Source organism: Paenibacillus cremeus, assembly GCF_007786445.1.
Classification (GTDB): Bacteria; Bacillota; Bacilli; order Paenibacillales; family NBRC-103111; genus Paenibacillus_G; species Paenibacillus_G cremeus.
In genome coordinates, this window is sequence record NZ_VNJI01000012.1 from 89379 (window position 1) to 115129 (window position 25751).

Consider the following 25751-nt stretch of genomic DNA (forward strand, 5'->3'; position numbering starts at 1 on the left):
TTAATGTGTAAATTGTGCAAAATGTGTAAACCTACTCGGACCAAGGTGTGGTGAAGCGCTTATGCGTAAAAAGAGAGTCTTGTTATTATCCGAAGGCTTTGGCGCTGGGCATACGCAAGCGGCTCACGCGCTTTCCGACAGTCTTCGCATGATTTCTCCCGACATCCAAACCCGCGTACTGGAGCTCGGCAGCTTTCTGCATCCGACACTGGCACCATGGATTTTTACCGCTTACCGTAAAACCGTTTCCAATCAACCCAAGCTGTATGGCATGATGTACCGTTCCCAATATAAAAAATCGCTCAACCGCTTCACGCAGCTGGCGCTGCACCGGATTTTTTACGCACAAACAGCTCAGGTGATTTCTCAGCTGCAGCCGGATACGATCATCTGTACGCACCCGTTTCCGAATGCCGTCATCTCCAGGCTTAAACGGTTCGGCCTGAATGTCCCGCTCTGTACCGTCATCACCGACTATGATGTTCACGGCACATGGGTCAGCCCGGAGGTCAACACATACCTCGTCTCCACGCCGGATGTGAAGGAGAAGCTGCTTCACCGCGGCGTGCCACCGGAATCGGTTCGAGTGACCGGAATTCCGGTACATCCGAACTTCTGGAAGCCGCATAATCGTGAGGAGCTCCGTTCCCGCTTCGGACTGAAGCCGCTTCCGACTGTGCTGGTGATGGGCGGCGGCTGGGGGCTGCTCAATGATGAAGCGTTCATGGATGACATCACACGCTGGCAGGATCAAATCCAGCTGGTCATCTGTCTGGGCACGAACGAGAAGGCGCTGGCGAAGCTGGAGGAGGACGAACGGTTCCAGCACCCGCATATTCGACTGCTTGGCTTTACGAAGGAAATTGATAAATGGATGGACGTTTCCGACCTGTTAATTACGAAGCCGGGAGGCATGACCTGCACGGAAGGGCTTGCCAAAGGCATTCCGATGCTGTTCTATAAGCCGATACCCGGACAAGAGGAGCAGAATTTGAAGTATTTTACGCAGCACGGCTTCGGAGAGCAGATCAAATCGGCGGAGACGATCGATCACTGGTTTCAATACTTACTGAAGCGGCATGAAGGCGCCGCTCAACCGCAATCGCCAGCCGCAGGCGAGTTCAGCCGCTATAACCCGGCCGAATGCTCGCATGCGATTATGGAGATTTTACGGCAATAGCATAGCAAATAAAATAACCATGACGTGCACTTCATTCGATTGGAATGGAGACGTCATGGTTTATTTGTTTTGCTTACATCTGCTTTTTCAACTGCTCCAGATGCTCTGCCAGCACATGCTCGCCGATGACCACCTCAAGCCGGTGGATCGGCATCCCCTTCTGTGAAAACTTCGTTTCGTACTCGGTCATCACTAGATCCGTACGCAGCTCCTCAGCATGCAGATCGAGCGAAATATTCCGCATCCGAAGTCCCAAATCGGCAAACGAGTTCAGGGAAAATTCAAACAAGGAACGGGAGTCCGTCTTGAAGTGAATTTCACCGTTTTCGTTTAGAATCTCCTGGTATTTGTTCACGAAATTCGCATGCGTCAAGCGCCGCCGCGCATGCTTCTTCTTCGGCCAAGGATCGCTGAAGTTCAAATAAATGCGCTCCAGCTCCCGGCTGTCGAACACATTCTCTATCGACTCAATATTGTAACGAACCAGCCGTAGGTTGCTCAAATCTCCACCGTGCTCCTCGCGCGACAGCTGCGCCTTCTCGCTGCCTCTGCGGATCAGCTCGTCATACATATCTATGCCTATGTAGTTGATTTGCGGGTTCAATGCACTCAACTGGCTAATAAATTGGCCTTTGCCCATGCCGAGCTCCACATGAATCGGGCGATCGTTACCAAACACTTCACTCCAGCGCCCCTTGAACTGCTCAGGCTCCAAAATGACCAGCTCCGGCTGCCCCTCCAGCGCTTCCCGAATGCCTTTTCGTCCTCTTAAACGCATGCTTAAACCTTCCTTTGACTATGCAAATTCGACAAGCTTAAGCCTTGATTATACTCTGAAAACAAAGGATTGAAAAGACCGGCTCGTACTGGGAAATCCGCACGGGAGCCGGTCTAGGCCATCAGACAAAGCATTACACTTCGAGCAGCTGGTAGTGAATCTTATTGGATTCCGGAATCAGGATCGACTCCAGGGATGACAGCACTTTTTTGCGTGCTTCTGCTGCAATTCTGGTTTGTTCATGGAATCGCACCCCTGCCGCCAGCGCCATTGCTTCTTTAACGGAAAGCTCTATGGTTACCTTATCGTTCGGGAGCTTTAGTCCGTTCACTGACGTTACCTTACTTCGCGTTCGTCACGATTGCGTCCGCGCATCCCTGCCAAGCCGAGCAGACCGAGCAAGCCAAGCCAGCCCCAGCTATAGCGGTTGGTGTTATCTGTTGCTTTAGCCGTATAGTTGTTGGTTTTGTAAGCATTCGTGCGATAAGTGGTTGTATCGTAGTTGCCGCCATAGCCGTAGCCTGTACGGTCATTCACATTCGTATTGGTATGCATCCGATCGAGCATGTTATCGGAGTAATTGCGAACGGTATTTCCAACGGTTCCTGTTGTTGTCCCTGTTGTACCGGTTGTTGTTCCAGTCGTAGTACCTGTAGAGGTTAGGGTACTAGTCGTACCATAGCCAGGTACGTAGGTTCCGGAAGCTGGATTATAAGCACCCGTGGTTCCTGTGCCCGTACCCGTCGCACCGGTGGAAGGATTCGTACCATAGGTCCCTGTCCCATAAGTTCCAGTTGTCCCGGTACCATAGGTCGTCGTTGGAGTGCCTGTTGTACCCGATTCGGCAAATGCCTGACCGCCTACGCAGAAAGTTGCTGTTACCGCCAAAGCCAGTACCGTTTTACGAAACTTATTCATCGTTCGCATGTACTCCCTTCAGACGCATGATTTTGTTTTGCTGCTTGCCCCCATAGCTTAGACTTTCCGCGATGTTCTTATCCTCCCCGCATTCTGGAGAAGCAGCCAATTGGCGTGATTGCAGGTTAGCATGGTAAAATAAGAGGTATGCAGCGAAATTCAAGCGCCAGCACAGCACTTCAAAGGAGTACCTTGATTATGAATCAGCTTGAGACGGTTCAACCCCGCTTGTGGGGGGACAAACGTTTTCATACGTGGAATTATGAGATGCGGGAGCAGTTCGGCGCGAAAGTTTTCAAAGTCATGCTCGATGCCGGCTTCACCTGCCCGAACCGGGACGGTAAAATCGCGACCGGCGGTTGTACGTTTTGCAGTGCACGGGGATCCGGTGACTTTGCGGGAAGCCGCCGCGACGATCTGGTTACTCAATTCAACAAAATTCGCGATCTGCAGCATCAAAAATGGCCCGAGGCTCAGTATATCGGCTATTTTCAAGCCTATACCAATACGTACGCTCCAGTCGAGGAGCTCAGAGAATATTATGAAGCGATTTTGCAGCAGCCCGGTGTCGTCGGCCTTTCCATCGCCACCCGGCCCGACTGCTTGCCTGACGATGTCGTCGACTACCTTGCGGAGTTGAACGAGCGCACATATTTATGGGTAGAAATGGGGCTGCAAACGATTCACGAACGCACCTCCGAGCTGATCAACCGGGCTCATGACACCCAATGCTATCTGGATGCGGTGGCCAAGCTGCGTGACCGCGGCATTCGCGTGTGCGCCCATATTATTTACGGGCTTCCGCAGGAGACGCACGAGATGATGCTGGCGACGGGACAAGCGGTGGCGAAGATGGATGTTCAAGGCATTAAGATTCACCTGCTGCACCTGATGCGCAAAACGCCGATGGTCAAGCAGTATGAAGCCGGCTTGCTGCAGTTTCTGGAGAAGGACGAGTATGTGAATCTCGTCGTCGACACGCTTGAGCAGCTGCCGCCGGGCATGATTGTCCACCGGCTCACTGGCGATGCGCCGCGTGACCTGTTGATCGGGCCGATGTGGAGCCTTAAGAAGTGGGAAGTGCTAAACGCGTTTGACGCGGAGCTGAAGCGCCGCGACACGTGGCAGGGGAAGAAGTGGCTTGGGTAAGGAGCTTCTTTTAGCGGGATGCAGAGCTTCAGGTGCAACGCCATGAGAAACCAAAGCCTTAAGCGAAGACGCGAATCAATGGCTGACCGTCCTAAGCTTGGCCTAAATACCGAATCTTTCTACCTGTGAACCATTTTACCCAGTTGAAGCGTTTACTTAGATAAGCAAACACGAAGGAGTGATAACGGGTGAAACGAATCGTACTTTTAACCGCGCTGCTGCTAGCCGCTGGCTGCAGCTCTAAGCCGGCGGCCACCACGCCGCCGTCGCCGGTTGCGCCCGCCGCCCTGCCGGAGGCGGGCGGGGTGATTACGCCGCCGAAGGCGGAGGCTGACGCCGGGAAGGCGTCAGGCTCGGCCGCGCCAGGCGGCGGCAACCTTGGAGCCACCAGCGGCAGCGTGGCTCCATCGGCGCCTTCGGCGGCGCCCACGCCGGCGGCTGCGGCCTCGGCTCCTGCTGCTTCCAAGCAGCAGGAGTCGGCCGCTGCGCCGGCAGCGACGCCGAAGGCGCCGGCCGCGGAGGCGAAGCCCGAGGCGCCGATCCAGGAGCCCGCCAAGGCTCCTGTGGAACCGGCGAAGCCGGACGGCGGCAAAGCCAGCCCGGCTCCGGCGGAGCCGATCACTCCGCCGAAGGCGGAGGGCGCCAAGCCGGCCGAGGCGCCGAAGCCGACGCCAGCGCCAGCAGCCGCGGTATCCGCCGAGGTGACGGCGAAAGCGCAGGCGGCGTTCAAGGACAACTGCATGGCATGTCATGGCGATACGCTGCAGGGCGGGTACGGACCGAACTTGACCAAGGTCGGCGAACGGAAAACGAAAGACCAGATCGTGCAGCAAATCACGAATGGCGGCAAAGAAATGCCTCCATTTAAAGACTCGGTCAGCGCAGCCGATATCGACGCGCTTGCGACCTGGTTGGCATCGAAGAAATAGCACTACCTTAGGGGATCGTCAGCTAGCTGACGGTCTCTTGTTCTGCTTGTCCGAAGTCTCATTCAGAAAGGATGCCTTCCCTTGGGATTTATATCCATCTTAAGCTTTGCCCATAAGCTCATTGAAGAACGCACATACGCCGGCGACATTGCGGTAGACGCTACGGCAGGCAACGGCGTGGACACCGTATTTCTGGCCCGGCTGGTCGGCTCGGAAGGCACGGTTCATGCCTTTGACGTCCAGCGACAGGCGCTCGACAGCACCGCCGCCCGGGTGGACAAAGAATGCCCGGACCACGGCCCGGACGCCGTCCGGCTTCATCTTCGCAGCCATGCCGAGCTGCCGCAGGTGCTGTCCCCGGACGAGCACGGACGCGTAGCGGCGGTCATGTTCAATCTCGGCTATTTGCCGGGCGACGACCATGCCACGATCACGCAGCCGGAATCGACGCTCTCCGCCTTAACCGCTTCCGCTGAAGCGCTGCGACGAGGCGGAATCATCACCGCGGTGCTCTACACGGGCCACCCCGGCGGTGCGGAGGAAGCGGAAGCGGTTGAGCAGTGGGCTGCCGCACTTCCTCAGAAGGAGTTTCAAGTGCTGCAGTACCGCTTTTTCAATCAAAAGAACCACCCGCCCTACCTAATCGCCATCGAAAAACGATAGATCCGCCCAGCCATATGGCAAAAGCACCCTTCCATTGATATAATGCAAAATAGAATAAACTAGGAGAGAGTGAAAATGACGATGAAGCCATATCCGTTGCAATGCAAACCGGAATTTAAAGAACGCGTCTGGGGCGGGCGAGCCCTGGAGCAGTTCGGGCACCAGCTGCCGGATGGACCGATTGGGGAGGGCTGGATGATCGGGGATCACCCGAACGGCACGACGTCCGTGGTAAATGGGGAACTCGCCGGCATGGGACTGGATCAGATCCGAGAACAGTTCGGCGAAGTATTTTTCGGAAGCAAAGGCTTTTCCAAGAAAAACGGCCGCTTCCCGCTGCTGATCAAGCTGCTGGACTGCCAGGACGACCTTTCCGTGCAGGTGCATCCGAACGACCATTATGACCGGCTGCCGGCAGGTGAGCTGGGCAAAACAGAAATGTGGTATATCCTGGATGCTAAGCCTGGTGCAAAAATCATCTACGGGCTGAAAGACGGCGTGACCCGCGAGCAGCTGGCGGCAGCGATCGACGAAGACCGCATTATGGACTGCTTGAATGAAGTGACGGTGGAAGCCGGCGACTCCTTCTATATTCCATCCGGTACCGTGCATGCGCTGGGCGCAGGGGTATTGGTAGCGGAAATTCAGCAAAACTCGGACAGCACTTACCGCTTGTATGACTACGGCCGTTTGGGCTTGGACGGAAAGCCTCGGGAGCTGCACATCGAGGATTCGCTGAATGTCATCGCCTATGAAGGCTCGGGCGCTACGTTTATGAAAACGGAGCTCGACCGCTCCAATGCATGGCTGACCCTGGCCCGCTCCCCTTTCTTTGTCACGGAAAAAGGGCAGGTTCAGGGCGATTGGCCGCTCCAAACGACTCCAGAGAGCTTTATCATTCACATCATTTGCGACGGCACCGGTACGATCCGATATGCCGACGGCGAGCTGACCGTGAAGCCAGGCGAGTGCTATCTGCTCCCAGCCAATCTCGGCGATTACACCCTTAGCGGTGAAATGACAGTACTTCGCAGCTATTTGCCATAAGAAACACAAAAAAGAAGGGTCCCCTCGACGCATTCAACGCGAGGGAGCCCTTCTTTTCTATTCCACCGTACTATTGCTGAACTACTGCCGCTGGCTGCTGATTCTGAGCTTTGGCGGCTTGCCTTTGTGCTTTTTTCTGTGCTTTTTGAGCCGCCTTTTGCTTCTGCTTGTCTGCCTTCGCTTTTTGGCGCTCGGCCTTCTTCGCATCCTTCTTCTGCGCCTTTTGCTGCGCCGTATACTGCTTCAGCGTCAGGCCTTGTGCCTTGGCTTGCTGCAGCGTATCCGCCCGCTTCGCCTTCAGCTGATCCACGGTGATGCCTTGCTTCTGCGCCTTCTGCTCCAGGGCCGCTTGATGCTTCGCCTGATTCGCTTCATGCTGCTTGGCTTTGTATTGCTTCACGGTCAGCCCTTGCGCAGCTGCCGCCTGCTCGAGGTCGGTGCGCTTTTGCTTGAGTTGCTCTACCGTGAGCCCTTTTTTCGCTGCGCGCTGCTCCAATTTGGCTTCGTGCTTGGTTTGCGTGCTGGCCGTTGGAGTCGTTGTTGTCGTTGCATCTGCTGCAAAAGCCGAGCCGACAGAGGCCACGGCAACGAGGGTGCCTACTGCTGCTGTGAGTATCGTTTTTTTCATGTTCATAGTGAAAATACCTCCAAGGACTTGTAGTGGAAAACGAGCTTTACAACACCTAGTGTAGCCCTAAGTTATGTCATCGGTATGACAATAAGCTTAATCCTGGATTAAGTTATGTCATCGATACATAAGCTTAATCTTTTCCACCCGATACCCCAGCTGCTTCCTTCGCGAGTGTAAATGCTTGTGGAGGCGTCGCCGCATCCGGAGGGAAGTAAACGATGAGCAGCTGCTCGTCCGACCGGTCGATCTCGCCCGTCGCTAAGTACTGATCCAGCTTGAACGGTATCACCTCGAGCATCACATGCTTGTGCAGGTCCTTCTCCCCGATTCGGAGTGCCGCAAACTGGGTGGATACCCGCTCCGGCCATTCCGCGAGCATCCGCATATAGTCCGATTGCTGCGTTTTGTCGAGGGTAAACTGCCACCAAATTTTGCGCGGCTTATACTTATGGTTCAGGAAGTAGTCCAGCTTCATCAAGCCTTCGACCAGCTCCAGCCCCTGGGTTCCCCGATCCTTCAGGAACGCATGCAGTCGCGTGAACAGATCCTCCAGCTGATGGCCGATTTTTTGCCAGCCGCGCTCCTCCCAGAAGTCCCCGAACTCTTGGAAAAAATCGAACGCCGTCGCAAATTCGTACTTGATGAGGTAGCTCACGGTGTGGTCCAACCGATGGGCATTCCAGTATTTTTCCAGCACGTCCTCTACCCGCTTAATCCGCACCAAGTCAGAGAAAGGAAGGATGCTGTTGCCCAAAATCTCGTACGGCGCATGATCCATATAAATGTAGCCGTATTTCTCCGCGTCTTGACGCATGCCCGTCCCTCGAAGCATTTTGAGAAATCCCAGCTGCAGCTCCTCTGGCCCCAGCTCGAACACATCATTAAACGTTTTGCGGAAGGAACCATAATCTTCCTCCGGCAGCCCTGCAATCAGATCCAAATGCTGATCGATCTTCCCGCTCTCCTTCACTTTCGTAACGGTGCGGGTCAGCTTAGTGAAGTTTTGTCTGCGCTTCACCAGACTATTCGTCAGATCGTTCGTGGATTGCACGCCGATCTCGAAGCGGAACGTGCCCGCAGGCGCATGCTCCGCCAAGTAATCCAGCACCTCCGGACGCATGATATCCGCCGTGATTTCAAACTGGAACACGCAGCCGCTATGATTTTGGATCAGGAATTCAAAAATTTCCATCGCATAATCACGCTTAATGTTAAAGGTCCGATCCACGAATTTGATCAGCTTCGCGCCGGAACGGATCAAGTACAGCAGATCGCTTTTGGTCCGCTCCATGTCGAAATACCGCACCCCAACTTCAATCGAAGAGAGGCAAAATTGACAGCTAAACGGACAGCCGCGGCTCGTCTCGAAGTAGACGACACGATTCGCCAGACTCGGCAGATCCTCCGCAAATCGGTGCGGTGTCGGAATGTCGTCCAGCTTGAGCTTCGGCCGTGGAGGAGTGATGACAGTTCGTCCGTCCTTCCGGTACGCCATCCCGAACACGCTGTAGAACGCCCGGTCTCCCTTCAGCTCGGTCAGCAGGTGGTGGAACGTCTCCTCGCCCTCCCCCGTAACGATAAAATCGACCTCCGGCAGCCGGTTCATCCAATATTCCGTATCATAGGACACCTCTGGCCCGCCCAGGACGATGATGAGCTCAGGCATAATCTTTTTCAGCATCCCGATCACGACGATCGTTTCCTCGATGTTCCAGATATAACACGAAAAACCCACGAGCTCCGGCTTCCGCTGATACAAGTCGGAAACGATGTTCATCGCAGGGTCTTTGATCGTATATTCGGCAATCTGAATGCCCGGAAAATCTTGCTGACTGTAGGATTTCAAGTAGCGCAGCGCCAGCGACGTATGAATAAACTTAGCGTTTAAGGTGGATAAAACAATGTTTTTCATTTCGTTTGCAAACCTCTTCATTTCAAATGGTATCCCTATTCTACACGGAAACCGAAAGGAACACAAAAAAAAGAAACGGAACCGGACAGGCCCATTTCTTCTTTACAAGTTGCTTTGTGCAAACTCGGATTCCGGAGTAATCGCCGTAAGCAGAAATTCATCCTGCCCTGCTTCGGACCAGACATTCGCCTGCGTCAGCAGCTGCTCGTCCATCTGCTCCTTCTGCGTGAGAAGCTCCGCGATATCGCCTTCGGTTCGGTTAATCGTATTCTGGAGGCGGTTGCGCTGCTCTAAACGTTTGGCTAATTGGTACAAAATCATGCTATCGTTCTTCCTTTCGCTCATGAAGTTCTTGACTCTATGTTACGTGTTGAACATTAAGACAAGATTAGAGGAACTTCAACGTTGTATTAAAATTACCCATCTTTCTGACCAACGAGAAGCCTGGCGCAACAAACGTTGCCTTTCCACTATATGCAGCTTACAGGAGATAGCATTTCCCATTTTTATGAAAACTATGTGACGATAACAGTGGCTTTTGCAAAAAAATTTAACCCGCTTGCTCCCGGTCCGTTTGTGCGGCTTGAGCCAGCCAGCTTAGCTGATGGATCTGCTTTTCTGATTGGTAAATTTTATACTCCGCAAATTTCAGAGAATCTGTGTAGCCGTTCACATCCCTTTGCACCTCCAACACGGCAAGCTGCGTATCGCGAACGCCCTTGTGCAGGCTGGACACTTCTTTCTCCAGTGCGGCTACGCTTTGTTCTAAACCAACAACGCTCTGTTCTAAACCAGCCACACGCTGCTCTAAAGCTACTACCGCTTGCTGCAATTCCTTTACATCATGCTCCAATTTGTCGAATCGCTGCTCCAGCATGTCCACTCGCATTTCGAGCTTGTTCATTCGTTCTCCCAGCCTGTCCATACGTTCTTCCAGCTTGCTCATACGTTCTTCCAGCTTGTTCATACGTTCTTCCAGCTTTTCCATACGTTCCTTTAGCCTGTCCATCCGAGCTTCCAGCTTGACCATACGTTCCTCTAGCCTGTCCATCCGAGCTTCCAGCTTGACCATACGTTCCTCTAGCCTGTCCATCCGATGCTCTAATCCGGCAAAGCGCTGATCCACCTCAATCCGAAACTCCGACAAATCATGGCTCAGCCCATGAAGCAGTGACAGTACCTGTTCCTCAAACGACATCCCGATCATCCCCCAACAATGCAGTATGGCCTGAACGCCAGTGAGGAAAAAGAAAGGAAAAACCCCCTCACAACGAATGCTGTAAGGAGGTTCTTCCTCCAAGCTGCAAAGATATCACGTTCAATTGGCTTGTTTTTCCATTATAAGCTACTCCCACTTAAACGTAAAGGTTGCAATGACAAAAGCTACCAGAAGCCACCCGCCGAGCAGCGCCGCTTGTGACCATACCTCCGTGATCCCCGCTCCGACATTCATAATTTGCCGCAGCCCTGTGGACAAGTGCGAAATCGGCAGCAGCTTCACGATCGGCTGTAGAAACTCCGGCATATTTTTAATCGGGAAAAATACGCCTCCAAGAAACATCATCGGAAACGAAATGAACCCCGCGATCGGTCCGGCGCTTTCCGGTGTTTTAGCCAGCCCTGCGATAATAAAGCCAATCGACATAAATGCCAGCGTGCCCAGCACGATAAAGCCGAGCAAGAGCGCCCACGAGCCATTCACATGCGTCCCGAAAAAGAGCGATCCCACAAGCAGCACAATGACCGCCTGCGCACCATTCAGCAGAAGCCTCGCCGTAATCTGGGCGGCAATGAAGGTCGACGAGCTGAGCGTGGTGCTCTGCATTCGCCGCAGCACTCCCCGCTCCCGCCAGGACGCGATCTGTGCTGCTACACCGTTCAAATTGTTCGACATAATCATCATCGCAACGATGCCAGGGACGAGAAAATCGATATAGCCAAGCTTCAGAGCCTGAACCCCTTCCGGCTGTATCGTCACCTTCGGCGTGTAGCCGGACAGCTGCTTATCGATCCCATCCACAATCGGGGCGATCAGCTGCAGTCCGACCTGCGAAGCCGCCGCATTCGTCTCATCGTAATACACCTTAAGCTGCGCGGGGGCTCCCTGCTGCTTCTGATCCACCCGCTCGGAATAGCCCTTGGGAATCAACAGCACCATCTGGTAATCGCCCTGCTTCAGCGTGGTGACTGCCGGATCCAGTTCTGCCGCTTCGCTTAATTTCAACACGGGGTTGGCTTTCAGGGCCTGCACCAGCCTCTGTGATGCTGCGGTTTGATCCTGATCAATAATCGCTCCGGTAACTGAGACCGGATTACCTTTACCCAGAAACGAGCCCAGCATCACCATGAAGAAGATCGGAAAAAACAGCGTCCAGAACAGCACCTGACGGTTACGGGCGAACAGCCTCAGTTGGCTGAGCGTCAATTGGATGTAGGCTTTCATTCCTCTCTCAAGCTCCTTCCGGTCATGTGGATGAAAACATCCTCCAGTGTCGCCGTACGCGTCTGCAGATCCAGCACTTTCCAGGCCTTTGCATCAGATATCGTAATTAAATCGATCAGCGAGCTCTGCAAATGATCCGTGTAGAGCACGTAGATGTCCTTACGCCGATCTACCTGCTTTACTTCTCGCAGCTCCTGCAGCGCGGTCATCACAAGCTGCTCTTGCGCTTCCGTATGCTCCTCCGAGCCCTCCAAGCGAAACTCAATCGCGCTGTCGGATTGAAGACTTTGCACCAGATTGCGCGGCGTATCCAAAGCGATGACCCTGCCGCTGTCCATCAGACAGATGCGATCGCATAGTACATGTGCCTCTTCCATGTAATGGGTGCTGAGCACGATCGTCTTCCCGCGCTCCTTGAGCCGCAATACAATATCCCAGAGCGTCCGGCGCGCCTGCGGGTCCAATCCGGTCGTAGGCTCATCCAGAAACACCACCTGCGGATCGTTGACCAGCGCCAGCGCGATGGCCAGCCGCTGCTTCTGACCGCCGGATAAATTTTTGACGCGATCGTTTCGCTTTTCCTGCAAAATCATATCCTCCAGCAGCGGCTCAATCGGAACCGACTCCGGATAAAAGCTGGCGTACAGCTTGACGATCTCATGCACCTTGAGCAGATCAAAGAGCGAGGTAGACTGCAGCTGGACTCCGATCACCTGCTTCACTTTTTTGAGCTCGGTGCGCGTATCATAGCCGGCCACAAGCGCATGGCCTCCATCTGGGCGGCGCAAGCCTTCAATCATCTCTATCGTGGTCGTCTTACCGGCGCCGTTAGGCCCGAGCAGTCCGAACACTTCCCCTTTGAGCACGTTGAAGCTAACGCCCTTGACCGCTGTAAAATCTCCGTAATTCTTGACCAGCGCTTCCGCCCTGATCATCGTTTCCGCATCCGCCAACGTCTCCCAGCTCCTTTTTCTCAATATATTCCAGTATAGCATTCGAACCTCGCAAACAAAAAGAAGCAGGTCCACGACGCTGCTCCTTCAATTGCTTGGCTATAGGCTGATAGGCTTGAAGTTTGGAAACAAAAAAGCTTTCCACCGCCAACTCGCGCAGGGAAAAGCCTCATGATTATCTTATCTTTCGTTACTTAGAATAAGAATGGTCCGCCAAACCCACCATAGCCATACCCACCGTAAGGATATCCACCATAGCCGTAGCCATAGCCGCCGCCCCAACCAAATGGAGCAGTTCCTACTGCAAGCAGATCAAACAAAACAAGCGGCAAAATCGCTGATGTTTTTACCTGTTTGCCCTTCCGGGGAGCGATGAACACCTGATTGCCGCTGACACGAACCAATTTGCCCTCTACTACGGTGCCGTCCTTTTTCAGGGCGTAAATCTGTTTGCCGATCAGCTTTTGGACATCTTGCTTAAGAACTTGTTTTTTCATCCGTGCACCTCCGAAAATTTAGCGTTAGGCCGGCAGGTCTAAACTGGGTTGGCATTAACGCTATATTGTACGGTAGGCACGGCGGATGTGTCTGGATAGTTGTCCGTGCTCCAAGAAAGATGTGCTGGTATCTCGCCTTCCTGGGGGCAGATCCGACGAATTATGCCTTGCGGAGTCTTCCCAGCTCGGTGGTGATCGCTTCGATCTCACTGATGCTGAAGCTATTCTTGCCTGCCACCATATCATAGATGTCGCGGAGATCCTCATACTGCTCATCGTTCAGCCTGGATGCCTTCAACGCAGCTCCGGTCGCCATACGAAGCTTCTTCTTAATCTCCTCAATCATATACTCGGTGTTTTCGAGCGTATTAACCGTCAAATTCGACACGCCTATCGCCGTCCTTTCGTTCACAATGATTGCTTGCAGCTATTGTACCACGTTTGGCAACCTCATGGAACGTGGCTTCACCCCCGCGCACCATGCTGCCTGCCGCTGAGGAGGCCTCACATGATACATACGCTTCATTGTCATGCAAAAGAACGGTTGACACAAAATCCACTCTAACACGATCCTCCTGTAATGGGGATGTGCGGATAAGCGTCAAAGCTTCAAAGCACTGAAGTGCGCGGATGCAAAGAATCTTTGGAATTTGAATCCGAGGAGAAGTGATCCAGCCCCTCGCATAAGTAGTTGACGTGCTGCTCCGCCAGTTTCTTGACATCATCATAGGATTGACTGTAATGAATGTTATACGAGATGAATCCGTGCAAGGACATAAACAAGCTCCAAGGCAAGCTGTACATCTTCTTCTCACTGCCCGGCTGCCGGGATACAACCGCGCGCACCACCGTGGCGAACAAATCGAGGCACTGCGCCTGCTCCGTTCGGGAATACTGCTGCAGCTCCTGATCCTTGATCATAAACATGATTTCATAGTGATTAGGGTGCTCCAAGCCGAATTTGATGAACTCCAGCATCAGTCTGTGAAGCTGTCCCAGATCGCCGAGCCGGGTCCGACTAAGCATATCCCGCAGCCGCTCCAGCAGAAGGTTGAAGTCTTCCGTCACCAGCGCGTAGAAGAGCTCCGCTTTTTCCCGGAAATGATAATATAATGCCCCGTGACTGTACCCCATCGATTTGGCAATACTTCTCATCGTTAATGCATGATACCCATGTTCGGCGAAGAGTTGTCTTGCTTCATCCAGAATTCTTTCGCGGCTTAGTTCCTGTGCAACTGCTTTTCTGGCCAAGTGCTCTCTCTCCCCTTCTATTCCATTTTCCCCACCCTATATACTAAAAGCGTGCCGGGCCCCTAAGCAGGAAGCTCGGCATGCTCCACGTATCGATCTTCACCCGACAGGATGACGCCTTGACCCTGGGTCAAATCGGTCATCCATGCGATGAACCGATCGGCTTCCGTCACCACCGGCAAACAGCACAGTGTAACCTTATCGGCAAAAGAGGTATCCCCCATAAGCATGGCGCGTCCACGCAGCTCATTCTCCACCTTGCCTAACCACGTATAATCGATCTCCACCAGCACTTCCCGATGAAGCACCTTGTACACCTGCTCAGCTGCAGCCAGTCCGACAACCGCCCCATCGGTGTACGCACGGATCAATCCGCCCGCCCCGAGCATAATGCCCCCGAAGTACCGTGTCACGACGACGGCGACGTTCTTGAGGCCTTGGTTCTTGATCACTTCCAGGATGGGCTTGCCTGCCGTACCGCTGGGCTCTCCGTCATCGGAGGCCTTCTGAATCTCATCCCGCTCCCCGATCATATAGGCCGAGCAGTTATGCGTTGCGGACCAATGCTCCTTCTTGATGCCTTCGATAAACTGAATCGCTTCTTCTTCAGAAACGACCGGCTTGGCAAATCCGATAAAACGGGATTTCTTAATGACAATTTCCGCTGAACCGAACGCTTTCACCGTACGATATTGCGTGAGCATCGCTCGCTCTACGCCTCCTTTAACTCATCAGCTTGCAAAAAAAGCAGCCACCCCGCAGGATGAACCGCTTTTTCGCTATTCGCCGAATCTGGAAACGGATGCAGGAGGCAACACGCCCCTCTCATCCGCACCAACGCCTATGACTAGGACAATCTCGCTTCGAGCTCCGCCTTTTCCTTCTCATATCCCGGCTTGCCGAGCAGCGCGAACATATTCTTCTTATATGCTTCCACACCCGGTTGATCGAATGGATTGACACCCAGCAGGTATCCGCTAATTCCGCATGCTTTTTCAAAGAAGTAAACCATATATCCAAAGGTATATGGAGTGGTATCCGGCAGCGTGACGATCAGATTCGGAACCCCTCCGTCGGAGTGCGCCAGCATGGTTCCTTCGAACGCTTTTTTGTTAACAAAATCCATCGTTTTCCCGCTCAAGAAGTTCAGTCCGTCCAAATCCTGCGGGTCCGTTCCGATCGTGATATGCTCAACTACTTGCTCCACCTGAATGACCGTTTCGAACAGGTTGCGCGTCCCCTCTTGGATGAACTGTCCCATCGAGTGCAGATCCGTGGAGAAGTCGACCGAGGAAGGATAAATACCTTTGTTGTCCTTGCCTTCGCTCTCGCCGAACAGCTGCTTCCACCATTCCGAAACATAGTGCAGCGATGGCTCGTAGTTCACCAGGATTTCCGTAGTCTTGCCCTTGCGGTACAGCGCGTTACGCACCGCTGCGTATTGGTAAGCCTCGTTCTCCTTCAGATTCGGATTCGAGTACACCTCACGCGCATCCGCCGCGCCGCGCATCATCGCTTCGATGTCGATGCCTGCGGTAGCGATTGGCAAGAGGCCTACCGCTGTGAGGACCGAGTAGCGTCCACCTACATCGTCTGGAATGACGAAGGTTTCGTAGCCTTCTTCGGTTGCCAGCTTCTTCAAAGCGCCTTTAGCCTGGTCCGTCGTTGCATAAATGCGCTTGCGCGCCGCTTCCTTGCCATATTTCTTCTCCAGCAGCTCGCGGAAAATCCGGAAGGCGATCGCCGGCTCCGTCGTCGTTCCGGACTTGGAAATGACGTTGACCGAGATGTCCTTGCCTTCGAGCAATTGGAGCAAATGAGTTACGTAAGTGGAGCTGATATTTTGCCCGACAAAATAAATTTCCGGCGTCTTGCGCTTGCCCTTCGGAAGCAGGTTGTAGAAGCTGTGCGACAGCATCTCGATCGCCGCTCTAGCTCCCAGGTACGAGCCGCCGATTCCGATCACAACGAGCGCGTCGGAGTCCGATTGAATCTGCTGCGCCGCCTTCTGGATGCGTGCAAATTCCTCTTTATCATAGTTGACCGGCAGATCGATCCAGCCCACAAAGTCGCTGCCTGCACCGGTTTGGTTATGCAGTTGCTCATGCGCCGCACCCACGGCTCCAGCTAAGTAATCCACCTCGTGCTGCTGAAGGAAGCCCAGTGCTTTACTGTAATCAAAACGAAGCTTTGCGCTCATTCAATATGATCCTCCTGTCCTATCCTCTAGTCTGTAAAATACCATTTGTATAAGAATACTTCACTGCCTACTGGAAAGCAATATGAAATTCTCCGTCTCGCCTGAAATTTCAACACCGGAAATAGGGCTTTAGATAAGCGAAAACCCGCAGGCAAAACCTGAACCTGAGGGATTCAGTAAGCCATGCGGGGTCTGATGAAATGGCCGCGATTACTCGGCGATATAAGAGCAGCAGTAATCGGTGACCGTCTTGATCTCCAGCTTAAACTTGGTGTGTGCCGGGACGGTAAACTCGCCCGTGCCGTTGATTTCCAGCCACTCGCTTGCGCCTGGAAGCAGCACTTTCAGCTCGCCTGCCAGAATTTCCATAATTTCTTTGGAGTCGGTGCCAAACTCATACTCGCCAGGAAGCATAATACCCAGCGTTTTCTTCGTGCCGTCGGCAAACAGAACCGTGCGGCTCGTGACTTTACCGTCGAAATATACATTGGCCTTCTTCACAGCCGTTACATTCTCGAATTGGGACATGGATTGCAATCTCCTTTTCTATGGATGCCAGGAGGAAGCCAAGACGGGACGATTCAGACCGTTAATGATTAACGGCCCGAATCGTACACCAAGTCAAGCTTCTCCAGTGGCACGTCTTATTTCAACAATTGCTTAACTTGAGCTACAACATTGTCCACGGTGAAGCCGTACTCGCGGATGACAACAGGTCCTGGTGCGGATGCGCCAAACTTGTTGATGCCGAGCACGCTACCTTGGTCTCCGACATAACGCTCCCAGCCGAACGAATGACCCATTTCTACAGCCAGTCGGGCTTTCACGTCCGGAAGAATAACGGAATCCTTGTACTCCTGCGACTGCTTATCGAACAGCTCCCAGCTTGGCATACTGATGACGCGTACTGCAACGCCTTCTTCAGCCAGCTGCTTCTGAGCGGCAACCGCCAGCTGCACTTCCGTACCTGTCGCGATAATTTGCGCTTGCGGCTTGCCGCCTGGCGCATCGGAGAGTACATAAGCGCCGCGTTCAACCGCGCCGTCTTCAGTGCCTGCAAGCGTTGGAGCCGCTTGACGGGAGAAGACCAGGGCAACCGGACCGCGCTTGTTCGCTGCGGCATAACGCCATGCGGCAGCCGATTCGTTGCCGTCCGCCGGACGAATCACAGTGATGCCTGGAATGACGCGAAGCGCCGCCAGCTGCTCGATCGGCTCATGCGTTGGGCCGTCTTCGCCGACGCCGATGCTGTCGTGTGTAAAGACGTAGATCGCCGGTACGCCCATAATGGATGCCAGACGAATCGCCGGACGCAGGTAGTCGGAGAACACGAAGAACGTACCGCCGAACACCTTCAGACCGCCATGCAGCAGCATGCCGTTGACAGCCGCGCCCATGCCGAATTCACGAACCCCGTAGTAGATGTTACGGCCGCTGTAATCATTAGCCGTCATCACGCCCAGGCCCTTCATGTGCGTCATTGTGGAGGACTCCAGGTCCGCCGAACCGCCGACGAGCGCAGGCGTATTCTTAGCGATCGCGTTCAGCGCGATTCCCGATGCCGTACGCGTACCCTTCTCGGCGGAGATGTCCGCAGGAATATCTGCATCCCAGCCCTCAGGCAGATCGCCCTTGACCGCGGTATCAAACTGCTTAGCCAGCTCCGGATAAGCCTTGGCATAGTCAGCGTACAATTGCGTCCATGCCTCGTAAGATTGAATGCCCTTTTGCTTCACGTCGGCAAAATGCTTCCGCACTTCATCCGGTACGTAGAAATGCTGCGTATCGTCCCAGCCGTACGCTTTTTTCGTCAGCGCCACTTCGTCTACACCCAGCGGGGAGCCGTGAGGGCCGACGTGACCGCCTTTACCCGCTTTGTTCGGGCTGCCGTAGCCGATGACCGTCTTCACTTCGATCAGCGTCGGACGGTAATCCGCTTGAGCTTCCAGCACCGACTTGTGGAGCGCATCCAGATCGTTGCCGTCTTCCACGCGCAGCACTTGCCAGCCGTAGCCTTCAAAGCGCTTCGCTACATTTTCGGAGAACGAAAGGTTCAGCTCGCCGTCGAGCGAAATATCGTTGGAATCGTACAGCACGATCAATTTGCCAAGCTTCAAATGTCCTGCCAACGATGCGGACTCCGAGGAGATCCCTTCCATTAAGTCGCCGTCGCCGCAAATAACATAAGTATAGTGATCGATCAGATTAAACTGATCGCGGTTATATACACCAGCCAAGTGAGCTTCCGCCATAGCCATACCTACCGCCATACCGAAGCCTTGTCCAAGTGGGCCAGTTGTAGCATCTACGCCTGCTGTGTGTCCAACCTCTGGGTGACCTGGGGTCAAGCTGCCCCATTGACGGAAGTTTTTCAGCTCTTCCATCGGCAGATCATAGCCGCTCAAGTGAAGCAGGCTGTACAGCAGCATCGAGCCGTGTCCGGCAGACAGCACAAAGCGGTCGCGGTTAATCCACGTCGGTTGGTCCGGATTATGCTTCATAACTTTTGCGTACAGCTCATAGCCCATCGGCGCAGCGCCCATCGGCATGCCCGGATGGCCGGATTTCGCTTTTTCCACCGCATCGATGGAAAGCGTACGGATCGTATCGATGGATAGTTGTTCGATCGTTTTGTTAGTTACGGTCATTGTAATCCTCCTACGTAAGGTTTGCTGGCGCACACGATCACGCTTGTCCCTAAAGTTACTGTCCACCATATATTCGAAAAACAGCGCCACAATATGGATTGTTCACGTGTGCATAAATTATTGTCCTTCGCTTTAACTTGCCTTATTGTACCACTGTCCGTCACAGTTTGCCATATCCAACCTGTAAACATACAAAAACAATAAACTTCTTTTTGAGCAAATCCTAAGCCAGCCCGTCGCCAATCCCCATGAACAAATCATTTTGAAAAAAAAGCTTTCGGTCGAAGGAATTAATTCATCCTTGTCGAAATATTAGGTTGTCGATCAACACTTCCATGAAATCCCATCCGGCCGACGCATCTTTTGTTTAGGAGTCTGCCATGAATCATACGCTGCAACAGTTAGCCAATACGCGCCAAACGTATCGAAACATGCTGAACCTGTACTGGCTGACCATTTTGTTGACCGCCGCTTTCGAATACGCCCTGCATGATAATGAAGCCCCACAGATGTTTCTAGCTCCGCTGGTTCTGCAAGCTTTCGGGCTTGCCGCCGTTACCGGAGTGGCCGAGATGCTGTACCGATACCGGAAAATGCAAAGCGATTACCTGCTCATTTTTACCGGCATGATCTACGCTTCTTCCATTATTCTGATGAATCCTTCCATCGGCATCGTGCCGGCCATTTACATTTTCCCGATTTTGACGTCGGTGCTTTCCTTTAATCGAAAAAAGATTGTCGCCGCCTTCATCATGATTCTTCTCTCCTTTGGGCTCCTCTACACGGCAAGCCCCGAGCTTCGAGAAGCTATGCACCCGATTCATATCATCGGCCTGCTGTTTCTTTATATCGGTGTGACCGTCATCGCTTTCACCATCAGCAGCAGCGGGATCGAGCTGTTAAACAACCTCAATCTCACGACCGTAGCCAAACAGGAGCTGCTCGTCAAAAATATTATTATGGACAAGCTCTCCAAAATCGATGCACTGACCGATCTGTACAATCACAAGACCTTTCATGAATACATTGAAAAGCTGATTGAGCAATGCGAGGATAACAAGCTCTCCATGCAGCTCGCGATTATCGATATCGATAATTTCAAAACCATTAACGATACATATGGACACTGGGTCGGAGATGTGATTCTCACTCGGGTGGCCGGCATTTTGAAGGACACGGTGACGCCCAACGATTTCGTAGCCCGCTATGGGGGCGAAGAATTTGCCGTCATTTTTACGGAAAAATCACTCGACGAAGCGTATCGTATCGCCGAGCAAATCCGCCATCAGCTCGCAATTACCTTACATCCGGAATTGGATAGCCAAGCGGCCACGATCAGCATAGGGCTGCAGGATTATGTAAAGGGGATCGGCAAGGAACGGCTGTTCAAAGGGGCTGACAGCTCGCTGTATACAGCCAAACGGACCGGCAAAAACAAAACCGTCGCCCAAACCGCAGGAAGCGGAGAGCTCGGGGTGTACAGCATATAGCAAAAACGGCAGCGCTGCGAGTATTCCTCGCCTGCGCTGCCGTTTTTTCAACACTCATAAACCTTTAGCTAAACACAACCGTCTTGTTCTGATGCACGATGACACGGTCTTCTACATGCCACGCCACCGCACGCGCCAGCACCGTTCGTTCGATATGGCGACCGATGCGTTTCAAATCCTCCACGTTATCACGATGGCTCACCCGCTGAACGTCCTGCTCAATAATCGGCCCGCCGTCCAGCTCCTCCGTGACGTAGTGCGCCGTGGCGCCGATGATTTTCACACCTCGGTTATAAGCTTGCGCATAAGGCTTACCGCCGACGAACGCCGGCAAGAAGGAATGATGAATATTAATAATCCGGTTCGGATAATGCTCAATGAACTTCGGTGAAATAATCTGCATATACCGCGCTAAAATGACCACATCCACTTGGGCGCCGGTCACCAGCTCCATCTGCTGCCGCTCCGCCTCCGCCTTCGTATCCGACGTCACCGGGATATGGTAGTACGGAATGCCGAGCGGCTCCACCAGCTCACGCATATCGTTATGATTGCTGATGACCATGGCGATGTCCGCGTCCAGATCACCCGACTGCCAGTGCCAGAGCAGCTCCAGCAGCGCATGGTCTTCCTTGGAGACGAAGATCGCCAAACGCTTTTTCCGGCTCGCTCTCGTAATGCTCCACTGCATTTGGAACTTGTCCGCCACTTGGGCGAAGTCGGCCTTCAGCTGATCGCGGCGCTCATGCAGGCCTTCGAGGTCGAATTCGATCCGGATGAAGAAGAGACCGCCTTCTGGGTCCATCGTGTATTGATCGGATTGAACGATGTTCGCTCCGTATTCATATAAAAACCGGGAAACCGCAGCGACGATACCAGGCTGATCCGGGCAGGATACCAGCATGCGGGCGCGGTTGTACAGGCTAATGCTTTTGGATTTCGGTGTGACTTTCGGAATCATCTTTGCGTTCTACCCCTTTGGCAACGGTCTACAAGCTACAAACTAAACGGTGGCAAACAAGTGCTCGCCTGCAAACCAAGCGGTCAAGCGCTGGTTCACCTGCTCTTCGCTAAGCTCCGGGAACAAGCTTTTGGCAAGGATCAAATCGTAGAGGCGCTCCATTGGCTCGCGACCGTCCGCTTTTTTTGCTTTGGCATCAGTCTTGAGCACTTCCCACGTCTGCAGGACGAAGTCGCGCGAATGCAATTCTTGCTTCGTAAAGAAATGGCCCAGCTTCTCCACATCCGACAGGAATTCTTCACCGAAGCGATCCTTGACCGTGCCGCTTAATAAAGCAATTTCCGTCTCATACATTGGACGCTGCGTGTTGTCGTCTTTGCCGATCCATGGGGTTTCCAAAATAAACGGCAAATGCTTCAGCTTCTCATGATGCACTACGCCATGCATCGCTTTAAAGCCGATCCAGCCGGCACCCACAGGGGCATGACGGTCCTTCCCTGCGCCACGAGGGTTCTTACTGTCGTTCAAGTGAACAACCGCCAAACGGTTCAAGCCCACAATACGGTCGAACTGCTCCAGCACGCCATCTAGATCGTTCACGATATCATAGCCGGCGTCGTTCACGTGGCAAGTATCCAAGCAAACCGTCAGCTTGCCATTATCTTCGACCTTCTCGATAATAGATGCCAGCTCCTCGAAGCTGCGTCCGATCTCCGTTCCTTTGCCGGCCATCGTTTCGAGTGCAATATTCACGTCGGTGTCTTTTACACCGGCCAGCACTTCGTTCAAGCCCTCGGCAATCCGTGTGATGCCGTACTCCGCATCCTTATCCGTGTACGCGCCCGGATGCAGCACAATCTGCTTAACGCCCAAATAGTTCGTGCGGCGAATTTCCTCTTGCAAAAATCGAACCGCTAGCTCGAATGTATCTTCTTTATAGGATCCGAGATTAATAATATAAGGGGCATGGACGATAATTTCACCGATCCCATGCTTCTCCATCACAGCTTTGCCTTCTTCGATGTATTGGTTTTCAATCGGCTTGCGGCGCGTGTTTTGCGGCGCTCCCGTATAAATCATAAATGTGCCCGAGCCATAGGAAACAGCCTCTTCAGCCGCATTCAGCAGACCCTTGTCCGAAAACGAAACGTGCGATCCGATTCTAATCATAACCGGGAATCACTCCTTTATTTTTCACTTCTATCTATTCTACTAGGATTGCCACAAGAAATCTAGAATAAGCAGTCCCTCGAGCAATGCCTATTCGTGGAAGCTTAAATCCCGCGAGCTCCAAGGTGCATTTTCCCCGGGCTGAAAATAAGGTATAATAAGGGTGAGGTGAGCTAGTCTATGAATGCCGTACATACGGGGTTTATGTGGTTTATTATATTCTGGGTGTTTGTTCTATTGTTTATGATGTCGGTCGGCGGGTACTTTATGTTCCGCAAGTTCTTCAAGGTGCTTCCGCGAGAGGATGGCAAATCGACGCTCGATTGGCAAAATCATTACGTCGAATCCTCCCGCCACCTATGGAACGACGAAGCCAAAGCGTTTCTAGACATGCTGGTCGAGCCCGTACCTACCCCATTTCGAGATATAGCCAAGCACTCCATTGCAGCCAGGATCGGACAAGTCGCATTGGAGGATAAAGCCACCGCCGTGACGCAGGATCACTGCATCCGAGGGTACATCCTGGCCACGCCCAAACGCGATTACAAGAGCTTAACGTCGTATCTCGACAAAAAGCAAATCGATTATACCGCCTACAGGCACCTGCTTCAGTAAAAAAAAGGCTGCCCGGAACTCCCGAAACGGAAGAACCGGACGGCCTTTTTGTCTTGTTCGCGTGGTTACTTCTTTTTCTTCGGCTCCTCATCCAGCAGCTTGACGGAGAGCGTAGCCTTCATTTCGCCGCCCGCATTCGGATTGATGTTCCGCTGCTGCGAGCGCAGCCCGACGATCGACACGGTGCTGACCGGAAGCGTGAGCGGCAGCTCTTCCTGCTTCACGAAGGCGATGCGGCCATCCAAAATGATGTACAGATCCACCTTCTCCTGCGATTTGAGATCCACCGTCAAATATTTCTTCCCTTTTGGCTGTACAGCCGCCTCCAGCTCGCCATAGTTCCGCAAGTCCTTCACGATCACGCCTTTGTCATCAAAATAATCCCGCACCCGAATGGTCGATTTATCCGACCAAGTCGTATCCGCCGCATTCCCTTCAGGGCTGCCCGGCTGGATTACATCGCTGTCCGGGTTATTGCTAAACCCGCCCGTTCCTGTGCTCGGGTAGCCGCCAGCATCTGACCCAGTCCCCGCTCCCCCGGCGCCTGTCGGATTGCTTGCGGTCGATCCGGCAGCATTCAAGTCGATCGAAGTGTAATCGTACAACCAGTTGTTCCGCTTCAAATAGTTATAAATCCGCTCCAGAATCGTCACCGCTTCCGCACGCGTTACTGCATCCTTAGGGCGGAAATAGCCATCGTTATTCGGGGTCATGATCCCGCTTCCGCTCAGGCTGGCCAAAGCCTTCGCCTGCACATTCGATAGTTCGTCGTCTCCGAGCGAGCAATCAGCTCCATTGCTTCCAAGGGCTAGCAGGGTGAATACATCACTCGACTCCACATCCATAAGCCCGCTGGACGTATACCGCCCATCCGCCTTGGCCAATTCGTATTGAGCTGGATCTGTGAACATTTTGACCGGAATATCCTTAAATGATGACACCACCGCACAAGCATCATTATCACTTAATCGGCGGTCCATCAGCCGGTTACCGAAGAACGCGTACAGCATCTGCGCCAGCTGCAGGCGAGTCAACTGCATTTCCGGACGGAAAGCCGTCTCCCCGTTCCGGTTAACCCCGTAGCCCCCGATCCGGAAGTCGGAGGTATAAATCCCCGAGATCGGCTGGTAAGCCCAATGCTGCGCCGGCACATCCGCAAAATAGGCCATTCGCTGCTGCGCATCCGAAGTTTGGTTAGGGCGGTATTTATCAAACAGCCGATAGACCATCACGGTCCATTCCGACTTGTTAACCGGCTGATCCGGACGAAAGCGCCCGTCAGGGTAGCCGGTCAGCACCTGCTTGTCCGCCATGAGGCTAATGGCACGAAGCGCCCAAGCATACCGTCCGTCCACATCGGAGAAGCGTGTTTCCGCCCGCGTCACCGGTCCCGGCAGGAGTGAAAAGAACACGCTGACGATCAGCAGCATCGCTAGTATTCGACAAATAGAAGAAGTTCGTTTGATCAATTGCATTCCCTCCATTCACTTCTCCTTTTATCGGCTGAATGGGCGGAATTTATTACCTTTTTGGAAAAAGTCGATCTACTCACCTGCGAGCAGCCGCTTCAAGCGATCCGGATAATCGGTGATGATACCGGACACCCCCGCCTCTACCGCGCGCTGGAGATCGGTCAGCTCATTGATCGTATAAGGATAAACCTGCAAGCCATGCGCGAGCGCATCCTTCACATCCTCGGCCCCGATGAGACGAAACTGCGGATGAAGCGAAAACACCCCGATGCCCGAGCCTTCCGCCATCTTGCGGTGCTGCGTAAAATTGGCTTCATACAGGAGCCCCGCCTTCAACTCCGGCAGCCGTTGCTTCAGCTCTTGAAGCAGTTTATGGTTAAACGACGAGACGACGACGCTCTGCAGCCGATCGTACTGCTCCAGCAGCTCTTTGAGCCGTACGAATAGACGCTCGCTGAAGGGACATTTAATTTCCACATTGATCATGTACTCCACCGGCACCAGCTCGAAAACTTCCGCTAATGTCGGCAGCTTCTCTCCTGCAAACCGCTCGTGGTACCATCCGCCGGCGTCCAGCTTCTGCAGCTCCGCTACAGTCAGCTCCGCAATCCGTCCCTTACCGTTCGTTGTCCGGTCCACGGTAGCATCATGGCATACGATGAGCTCGCCGTCTGCCGACTCCTGCACGTCCAGCTCGATGGCCTCCGCCCCTTGCTCGAACGCTAAGGCAAACGCGGCCAGCGTATTTTCCGGCGCCGATCCCTTCGCCCCGCGGTGGCCAATAATAAGCGGCTGGTGCTTCGACCCAATTGTCATGTCGTCTCCTCCAATTCATATTCGATGC

At 53.4% G+C, this 25751-nt stretch carries 27 protein-coding genes; 7 read left to right on the forward strand and 20 right to left on the reverse strand.

The annotated features are described in order from the left end of the window. Positions 1–61 precede the first annotated feature (61 nt). The gene (locus tag FPZ49_RS11885) at positions 62–1180 is read left to right on the forward strand and encodes an MGDG synthase family glycosyltransferase (protein ID WP_144846843.1); all 1119 of its coding nucleotides are present in this window, start codon (positions 62–64) and stop codon (positions 1178–1180) included. A 73-nt stretch (positions 1181–1253) separates the two neighbouring features. Here the strand turns inward: FPZ49_RS11885 and trmB are convergent, their stop codons facing one another. From trmB to FPZ49_RS11900, 3 genes are all read right to left on the reverse strand, one after another. Next, a complete protein-coding gene (gene trmB, locus FPZ49_RS11890; protein ID WP_144846846.1) occupies positions 1254–1958 on the reverse strand; it encodes a tRNA (guanosine(46)-N7)-methyltransferase TrmB in 705 nt (234 codons plus the stop codon). Between the two features lie 133 nt (positions 1959–2091). After that, the gene (locus FPZ49_RS11895; protein WP_144846849.1) at positions 2092–2289 is read right to left on the reverse strand and encodes a hypothetical protein; all 198 of its coding nucleotides are present in this window, start codon (positions 2287–2289) and stop codon (positions 2092–2094) included. A 5-nt stretch (positions 2290–2294) separates the two neighbouring features. Beyond that, positions 2295–2876, reverse strand: a complete 582-nt coding sequence (locus tag FPZ49_RS11900; RefSeq protein WP_144846852.1) for a WGxxGxxG-CTERM domain-containing protein — start codon at positions 2874–2876, stop codon at positions 2295–2297. Between the two features lie 198 nt (positions 2877–3074). Here FPZ49_RS11900 and FPZ49_RS11905 point away from each other — a divergent pair, with 198 nt between their 5' ends. The 4 genes from FPZ49_RS11905 (at position 3075) to FPZ49_RS11920 (ending at position 6664) form a co-directional block, all read left to right on the forward strand. After that, complete coding sequence (locus FPZ49_RS11905; protein WP_144846854.1) at positions 3075–4025, forward strand: TIGR01212 family radical SAM protein; 951 nt, start codon at positions 3075–3077, stop codon at positions 4023–4025. A 188-nt stretch (positions 4026–4213) separates the two neighbouring features. Continuing rightward, on the forward strand, positions 4214–4954 hold the full coding sequence (locus FPZ49_RS11910; protein WP_144846857.1) for a c-type cytochrome: 741 nt from the start codon (positions 4214–4216) through the stop codon (positions 4952–4954). 81 nt (positions 4955–5035) lie between these two features. Beyond that, positions 5036–5617 (forward strand): tRNA (mnm(5)s(2)U34)-methyltransferase, encoded by a 582-nt coding sequence (locus FPZ49_RS11915; protein ID WP_144846860.1) that lies wholly within the window; start codon positions 5036–5038, stop codon positions 5615–5617. An 81-nt stretch (positions 5618–5698) separates the two neighbouring features. After that, on the forward strand, positions 5699–6664 hold the full coding sequence (locus tag FPZ49_RS11920) for a type I phosphomannose isomerase catalytic subunit (protein WP_144847022.1): 966 nt from the start codon (positions 5699–5701) through the stop codon (positions 6662–6664). A 70-nt stretch (positions 6665–6734) separates the two neighbouring features. Here FPZ49_RS11920 and FPZ49_RS11925 read toward each other — a convergent pair whose 3' ends face one another. The 13 genes from FPZ49_RS11925 to tkt all read right to left on the reverse strand — a co-directional run bounded on the left by FPZ49_RS11925 (position 6735) and on the right by tkt (position 19199). Next, on the reverse strand, positions 6735–7298 hold the full coding sequence (locus FPZ49_RS11925) for a hypothetical protein (protein ID WP_144846863.1): 564 nt from the start codon (positions 7296–7298) through the stop codon (positions 6735–6737). A 127-nt stretch (positions 7299–7425) separates the two neighbouring features. After that, entirely contained in the window at positions 7426–9207 is a 1782-nt protein-coding gene (locus FPZ49_RS11930; protein WP_144846866.1) for a B12-binding domain-containing radical SAM protein, read from the reverse strand. Between the two features lie 102 nt (positions 9208–9309). Continuing rightward, positions 9310–9528 (reverse strand): hypothetical protein, encoded by a 219-nt coding sequence (locus tag FPZ49_RS11935; protein ID WP_144846868.1) that lies wholly within the window; start codon positions 9526–9528, stop codon positions 9310–9312. Positions 9529–9757: 229 nt separating this feature from the next. Then, positions 9758–10405: a tropomyosin gene (locus tag FPZ49_RS11940; protein WP_186445784.1), complete on the reverse strand. Its 648-nt coding sequence runs from the start codon at positions 10403–10405 to the stop codon at positions 9758–9760. A 147-nt stretch (positions 10406–10552) separates the two neighbouring features. Further along, a complete protein-coding gene (locus FPZ49_RS11945) occupies positions 10553–11650 on the reverse strand; it encodes an ABC transporter permease (protein WP_144846873.1) in 1098 nt (365 codons plus the stop codon). Continuing rightward, the gene (locus FPZ49_RS11950) at positions 11647–12585 is read right to left on the reverse strand and encodes an ABC transporter ATP-binding protein (RefSeq protein WP_391563817.1); all 939 of its coding nucleotides are present in this window, start codon (positions 12583–12585) and stop codon (positions 11647–11649) included. Before FPZ49_RS11950 ends, FPZ49_RS11945 begins: the two co-directional genes overlap by 4 nt. Positions 12586–12797: 212 nt before the next feature. Beyond that, positions 12798–13100: a 50S ribosomal protein L33 gene (locus FPZ49_RS11955; RefSeq protein WP_144846876.1), complete on the reverse strand. Its 303-nt coding sequence runs from the start codon at positions 13098–13100 to the stop codon at positions 12798–12800. A gap of 160 nt (positions 13101–13260) precedes the next feature. After that, entirely contained in the window at positions 13261–13488 is a 228-nt protein-coding gene (locus tag FPZ49_RS11960) for a DUF1128 domain-containing protein (protein WP_261381368.1), read from the reverse strand. Positions 13489–13709: 221 nt separating this feature from the next. Continuing rightward, complete coding sequence (locus tag FPZ49_RS11965) at positions 13710–14351, reverse strand: TetR/AcrR family transcriptional regulator (RefSeq protein ID WP_144846879.1); 642 nt, start codon at positions 14349–14351, stop codon at positions 13710–13712. A 62-nt stretch (positions 14352–14413) separates the two neighbouring features. Then, the gene (locus FPZ49_RS11970; protein ID WP_144846882.1) at positions 14414–15055 is read right to left on the reverse strand and encodes a YigZ family protein; all 642 of its coding nucleotides are present in this window, start codon (positions 15053–15055) and stop codon (positions 14414–14416) included. 143 nt (positions 15056–15198) lie between these two features. Then, positions 15199–16551: a glucose-6-phosphate isomerase gene (locus FPZ49_RS11975; protein ID WP_144846885.1), complete on the reverse strand. Its 1353-nt coding sequence runs from the start codon at positions 16549–16551 to the stop codon at positions 15199–15201. A gap of 210 nt (positions 16552–16761) precedes the next feature. After that, positions 16762–17079, reverse strand: a complete 318-nt coding sequence (gene ppnP, locus FPZ49_RS11980) for a pyrimidine/purine nucleoside phosphorylase (RefSeq protein ID WP_144846888.1) — start codon at positions 17077–17079, stop codon at positions 16762–16764. Positions 17080–17195: 116 nt separating this feature from the next. Then, the gene (tkt, locus tag FPZ49_RS11985) at positions 17196–19199 is read right to left on the reverse strand and encodes a transketolase (RefSeq protein ID WP_144846891.1); all 2004 of its coding nucleotides are present in this window, start codon (positions 19197–19199) and stop codon (positions 17196–17198) included. 380 nt (positions 19200–19579) lie between these two features. Between tkt and FPZ49_RS11990 the strand changes: the two genes are divergently transcribed. Further along, a complete protein-coding gene (locus FPZ49_RS11990) occupies positions 19580–20689 on the forward strand; it encodes a GGDEF domain-containing protein (protein ID WP_144846894.1) in 1110 nt (369 codons plus the stop codon). A gap of 64 nt (positions 20690–20753) precedes the next feature. On the opposite strand, the gene purU is transcribed toward FPZ49_RS11990, so the two are convergent. Both purU and FPZ49_RS12000 read right to left on the reverse strand, forming a co-directional pair. Beyond that, positions 20754–21650 (reverse strand): formyltetrahydrofolate deformylase, encoded by an 897-nt coding sequence (purU, locus tag FPZ49_RS11995; protein WP_144846897.1) that lies wholly within the window; start codon positions 21648–21650, stop codon positions 20754–20756. 42 nt (positions 21651–21692) lie between these two features. Continuing rightward, positions 21693–22820: a deoxyribonuclease IV gene (locus FPZ49_RS12000; RefSeq protein WP_144846900.1), complete on the reverse strand. Its 1128-nt coding sequence runs from the start codon at positions 22818–22820 to the stop codon at positions 21693–21695. Between the two features lie 180 nt (positions 22821–23000). Here FPZ49_RS12000 and FPZ49_RS12005 point away from each other — a divergent pair, with 180 nt between their 5' ends. Further along, positions 23001–23435, forward strand: coding sequence for a DUF2621 domain-containing protein (locus FPZ49_RS12005; protein WP_144846903.1), 435 nt, complete (start codon positions 23001–23003; stop codon positions 23433–23435). A 65-nt stretch (positions 23436–23500) separates the two neighbouring features. Here FPZ49_RS12005 and FPZ49_RS12010 read toward each other — a convergent pair whose 3' ends face one another. Together FPZ49_RS12010 and FPZ49_RS12015 are read right to left on the reverse strand one after the other, a co-directional pair. Then, positions 23501–24904, reverse strand: a complete 1404-nt coding sequence (locus tag FPZ49_RS12010) for an S-layer homology domain-containing protein (protein WP_186445785.1) — start codon at positions 24902–24904, stop codon at positions 23501–23503. A gap of 75 nt (positions 24905–24979) precedes the next feature. Next, positions 24980–25723, reverse strand: a complete 744-nt coding sequence (locus FPZ49_RS12015) for a glycerophosphodiester phosphodiesterase (protein ID WP_144846909.1) — start codon at positions 25721–25723, stop codon at positions 24980–24982. Positions 25724–25751 lie beyond the last annotated feature (28 nt).

Coding starts and splice junctions, on each gene's coding strand:
- FPZ49_RS11885 (WP_144846843.1), top strand. CDS start 62: ATGCGTAAAAAGAGAGTCTTGTTATTATCCGAAGGCTTTGGCGCTGGG.
- trmB (WP_144846846.1), bottom strand. CDS start 1,958: ATGCGTTTAAGAGGACGAAAAGGCATTCGGGAAGCGCTGGAGGGGCAG.
- FPZ49_RS11900 (WP_144846852.1), bottom strand. CDS start 2,876: ATGAATAAGTTTCGTAAAACGGTACTGGCTTTGGCGGTAACAGCAACT.
- FPZ49_RS11905 (WP_144846854.1), top strand. CDS start 3,075: ATGAATCAGCTTGAGACGGTTCAACCCCGCTTGTGGGGGGACAAACGT.
- FPZ49_RS11920 (WP_144847022.1), top strand. CDS start 5,699: ATGAAGCCATATCCGTTGCAATGCAAACCGGAATTTAAAGAACGCGTC.
- FPZ49_RS11925 (WP_144846863.1), bottom strand. CDS start 7,298: ATGAACATGAAAAAAACGATACTCACAGCAGCAGTAGGCACCCTCGTT.
- FPZ49_RS11930 (WP_144846866.1), bottom strand. CDS start 9,207: ATGAAAAACATTGTTTTATCCACCTTAAACGCTAAGTTTATTCATACG.
- FPZ49_RS11935 (WP_144846868.1), bottom strand. CDS start 9,528: ATGATTTTGTACCAATTAGCCAAACGTTTAGAGCAGCGCAACCGCCTC.
- FPZ49_RS11940 (WP_186445784.1), bottom strand. CDS start 10,405: ATGTCGTTTGAGGAACAGGTACTGTCACTGCTTCATGGGCTGAGCCAT.
- FPZ49_RS11945 (WP_144846873.1), bottom strand. CDS start 11,650: ATGAAAGCCTACATCCAATTGACGCTCAGCCAACTGAGGCTGTTCGCC.
- FPZ49_RS11950 (WP_391563817.1), bottom strand. CDS start 12,585: ATGATCAGGGCGGAAGCGCTGGTCAAGAATTACGGAGATTTTACAGCG.
- FPZ49_RS11955 (WP_144846876.1), bottom strand. CDS start 13,100: ATGAAAAAACAAGTTCTTAAGCAAGATGTCCAAAAGCTGATCGGCAAA.
- FPZ49_RS11970 (WP_144846882.1), bottom strand. CDS start 15,055: ATGCTCACGCAATATCGTACGGTGAAAGCGTTCGGTTCAGCGGAAATT.
- FPZ49_RS11975 (WP_144846885.1), bottom strand. CDS start 16,551: ATGAGCGCAAAGCTTCGTTTTGATTACAGTAAAGCACTGGGCTTCCTT.
- ppnP (WP_144846888.1), bottom strand. CDS start 17,079: ATGTCCCAATTCGAGAATGTAACGGCTGTGAAGAAGGCCAATGTATAT.
- tkt (WP_144846891.1), bottom strand. CDS start 19,199: ATGACCGTAACTAACAAAACGATCGAACAACTATCCATCGATACGATC.
- FPZ49_RS11990 (WP_144846894.1), top strand. CDS start 19,580: ATGAATCATACGCTGCAACAGTTAGCCAATACGCGCCAAACGTATCGA.
- purU (WP_144846897.1), bottom strand. CDS start 21,650: ATGATTCCGAAAGTCACACCGAAATCCAAAAGCATTAGCCTGTACAAC.
- FPZ49_RS12000 (WP_144846900.1), bottom strand. CDS start 22,820: ATGATTAGAATCGGATCGCACGTTTCGTTTTCGGACAAGGGTCTGCTG.
- FPZ49_RS12005 (WP_144846903.1), top strand. CDS start 23,001: ATGAATGCCGTACATACGGGGTTTATGTGGTTTATTATATTCTGGGTG.
- FPZ49_RS12015 (WP_144846909.1), bottom strand. CDS start 25,723: ATGACAATTGGGTCGAAGCACCAGCCGCTTATTATTGGCCACCGCGGG.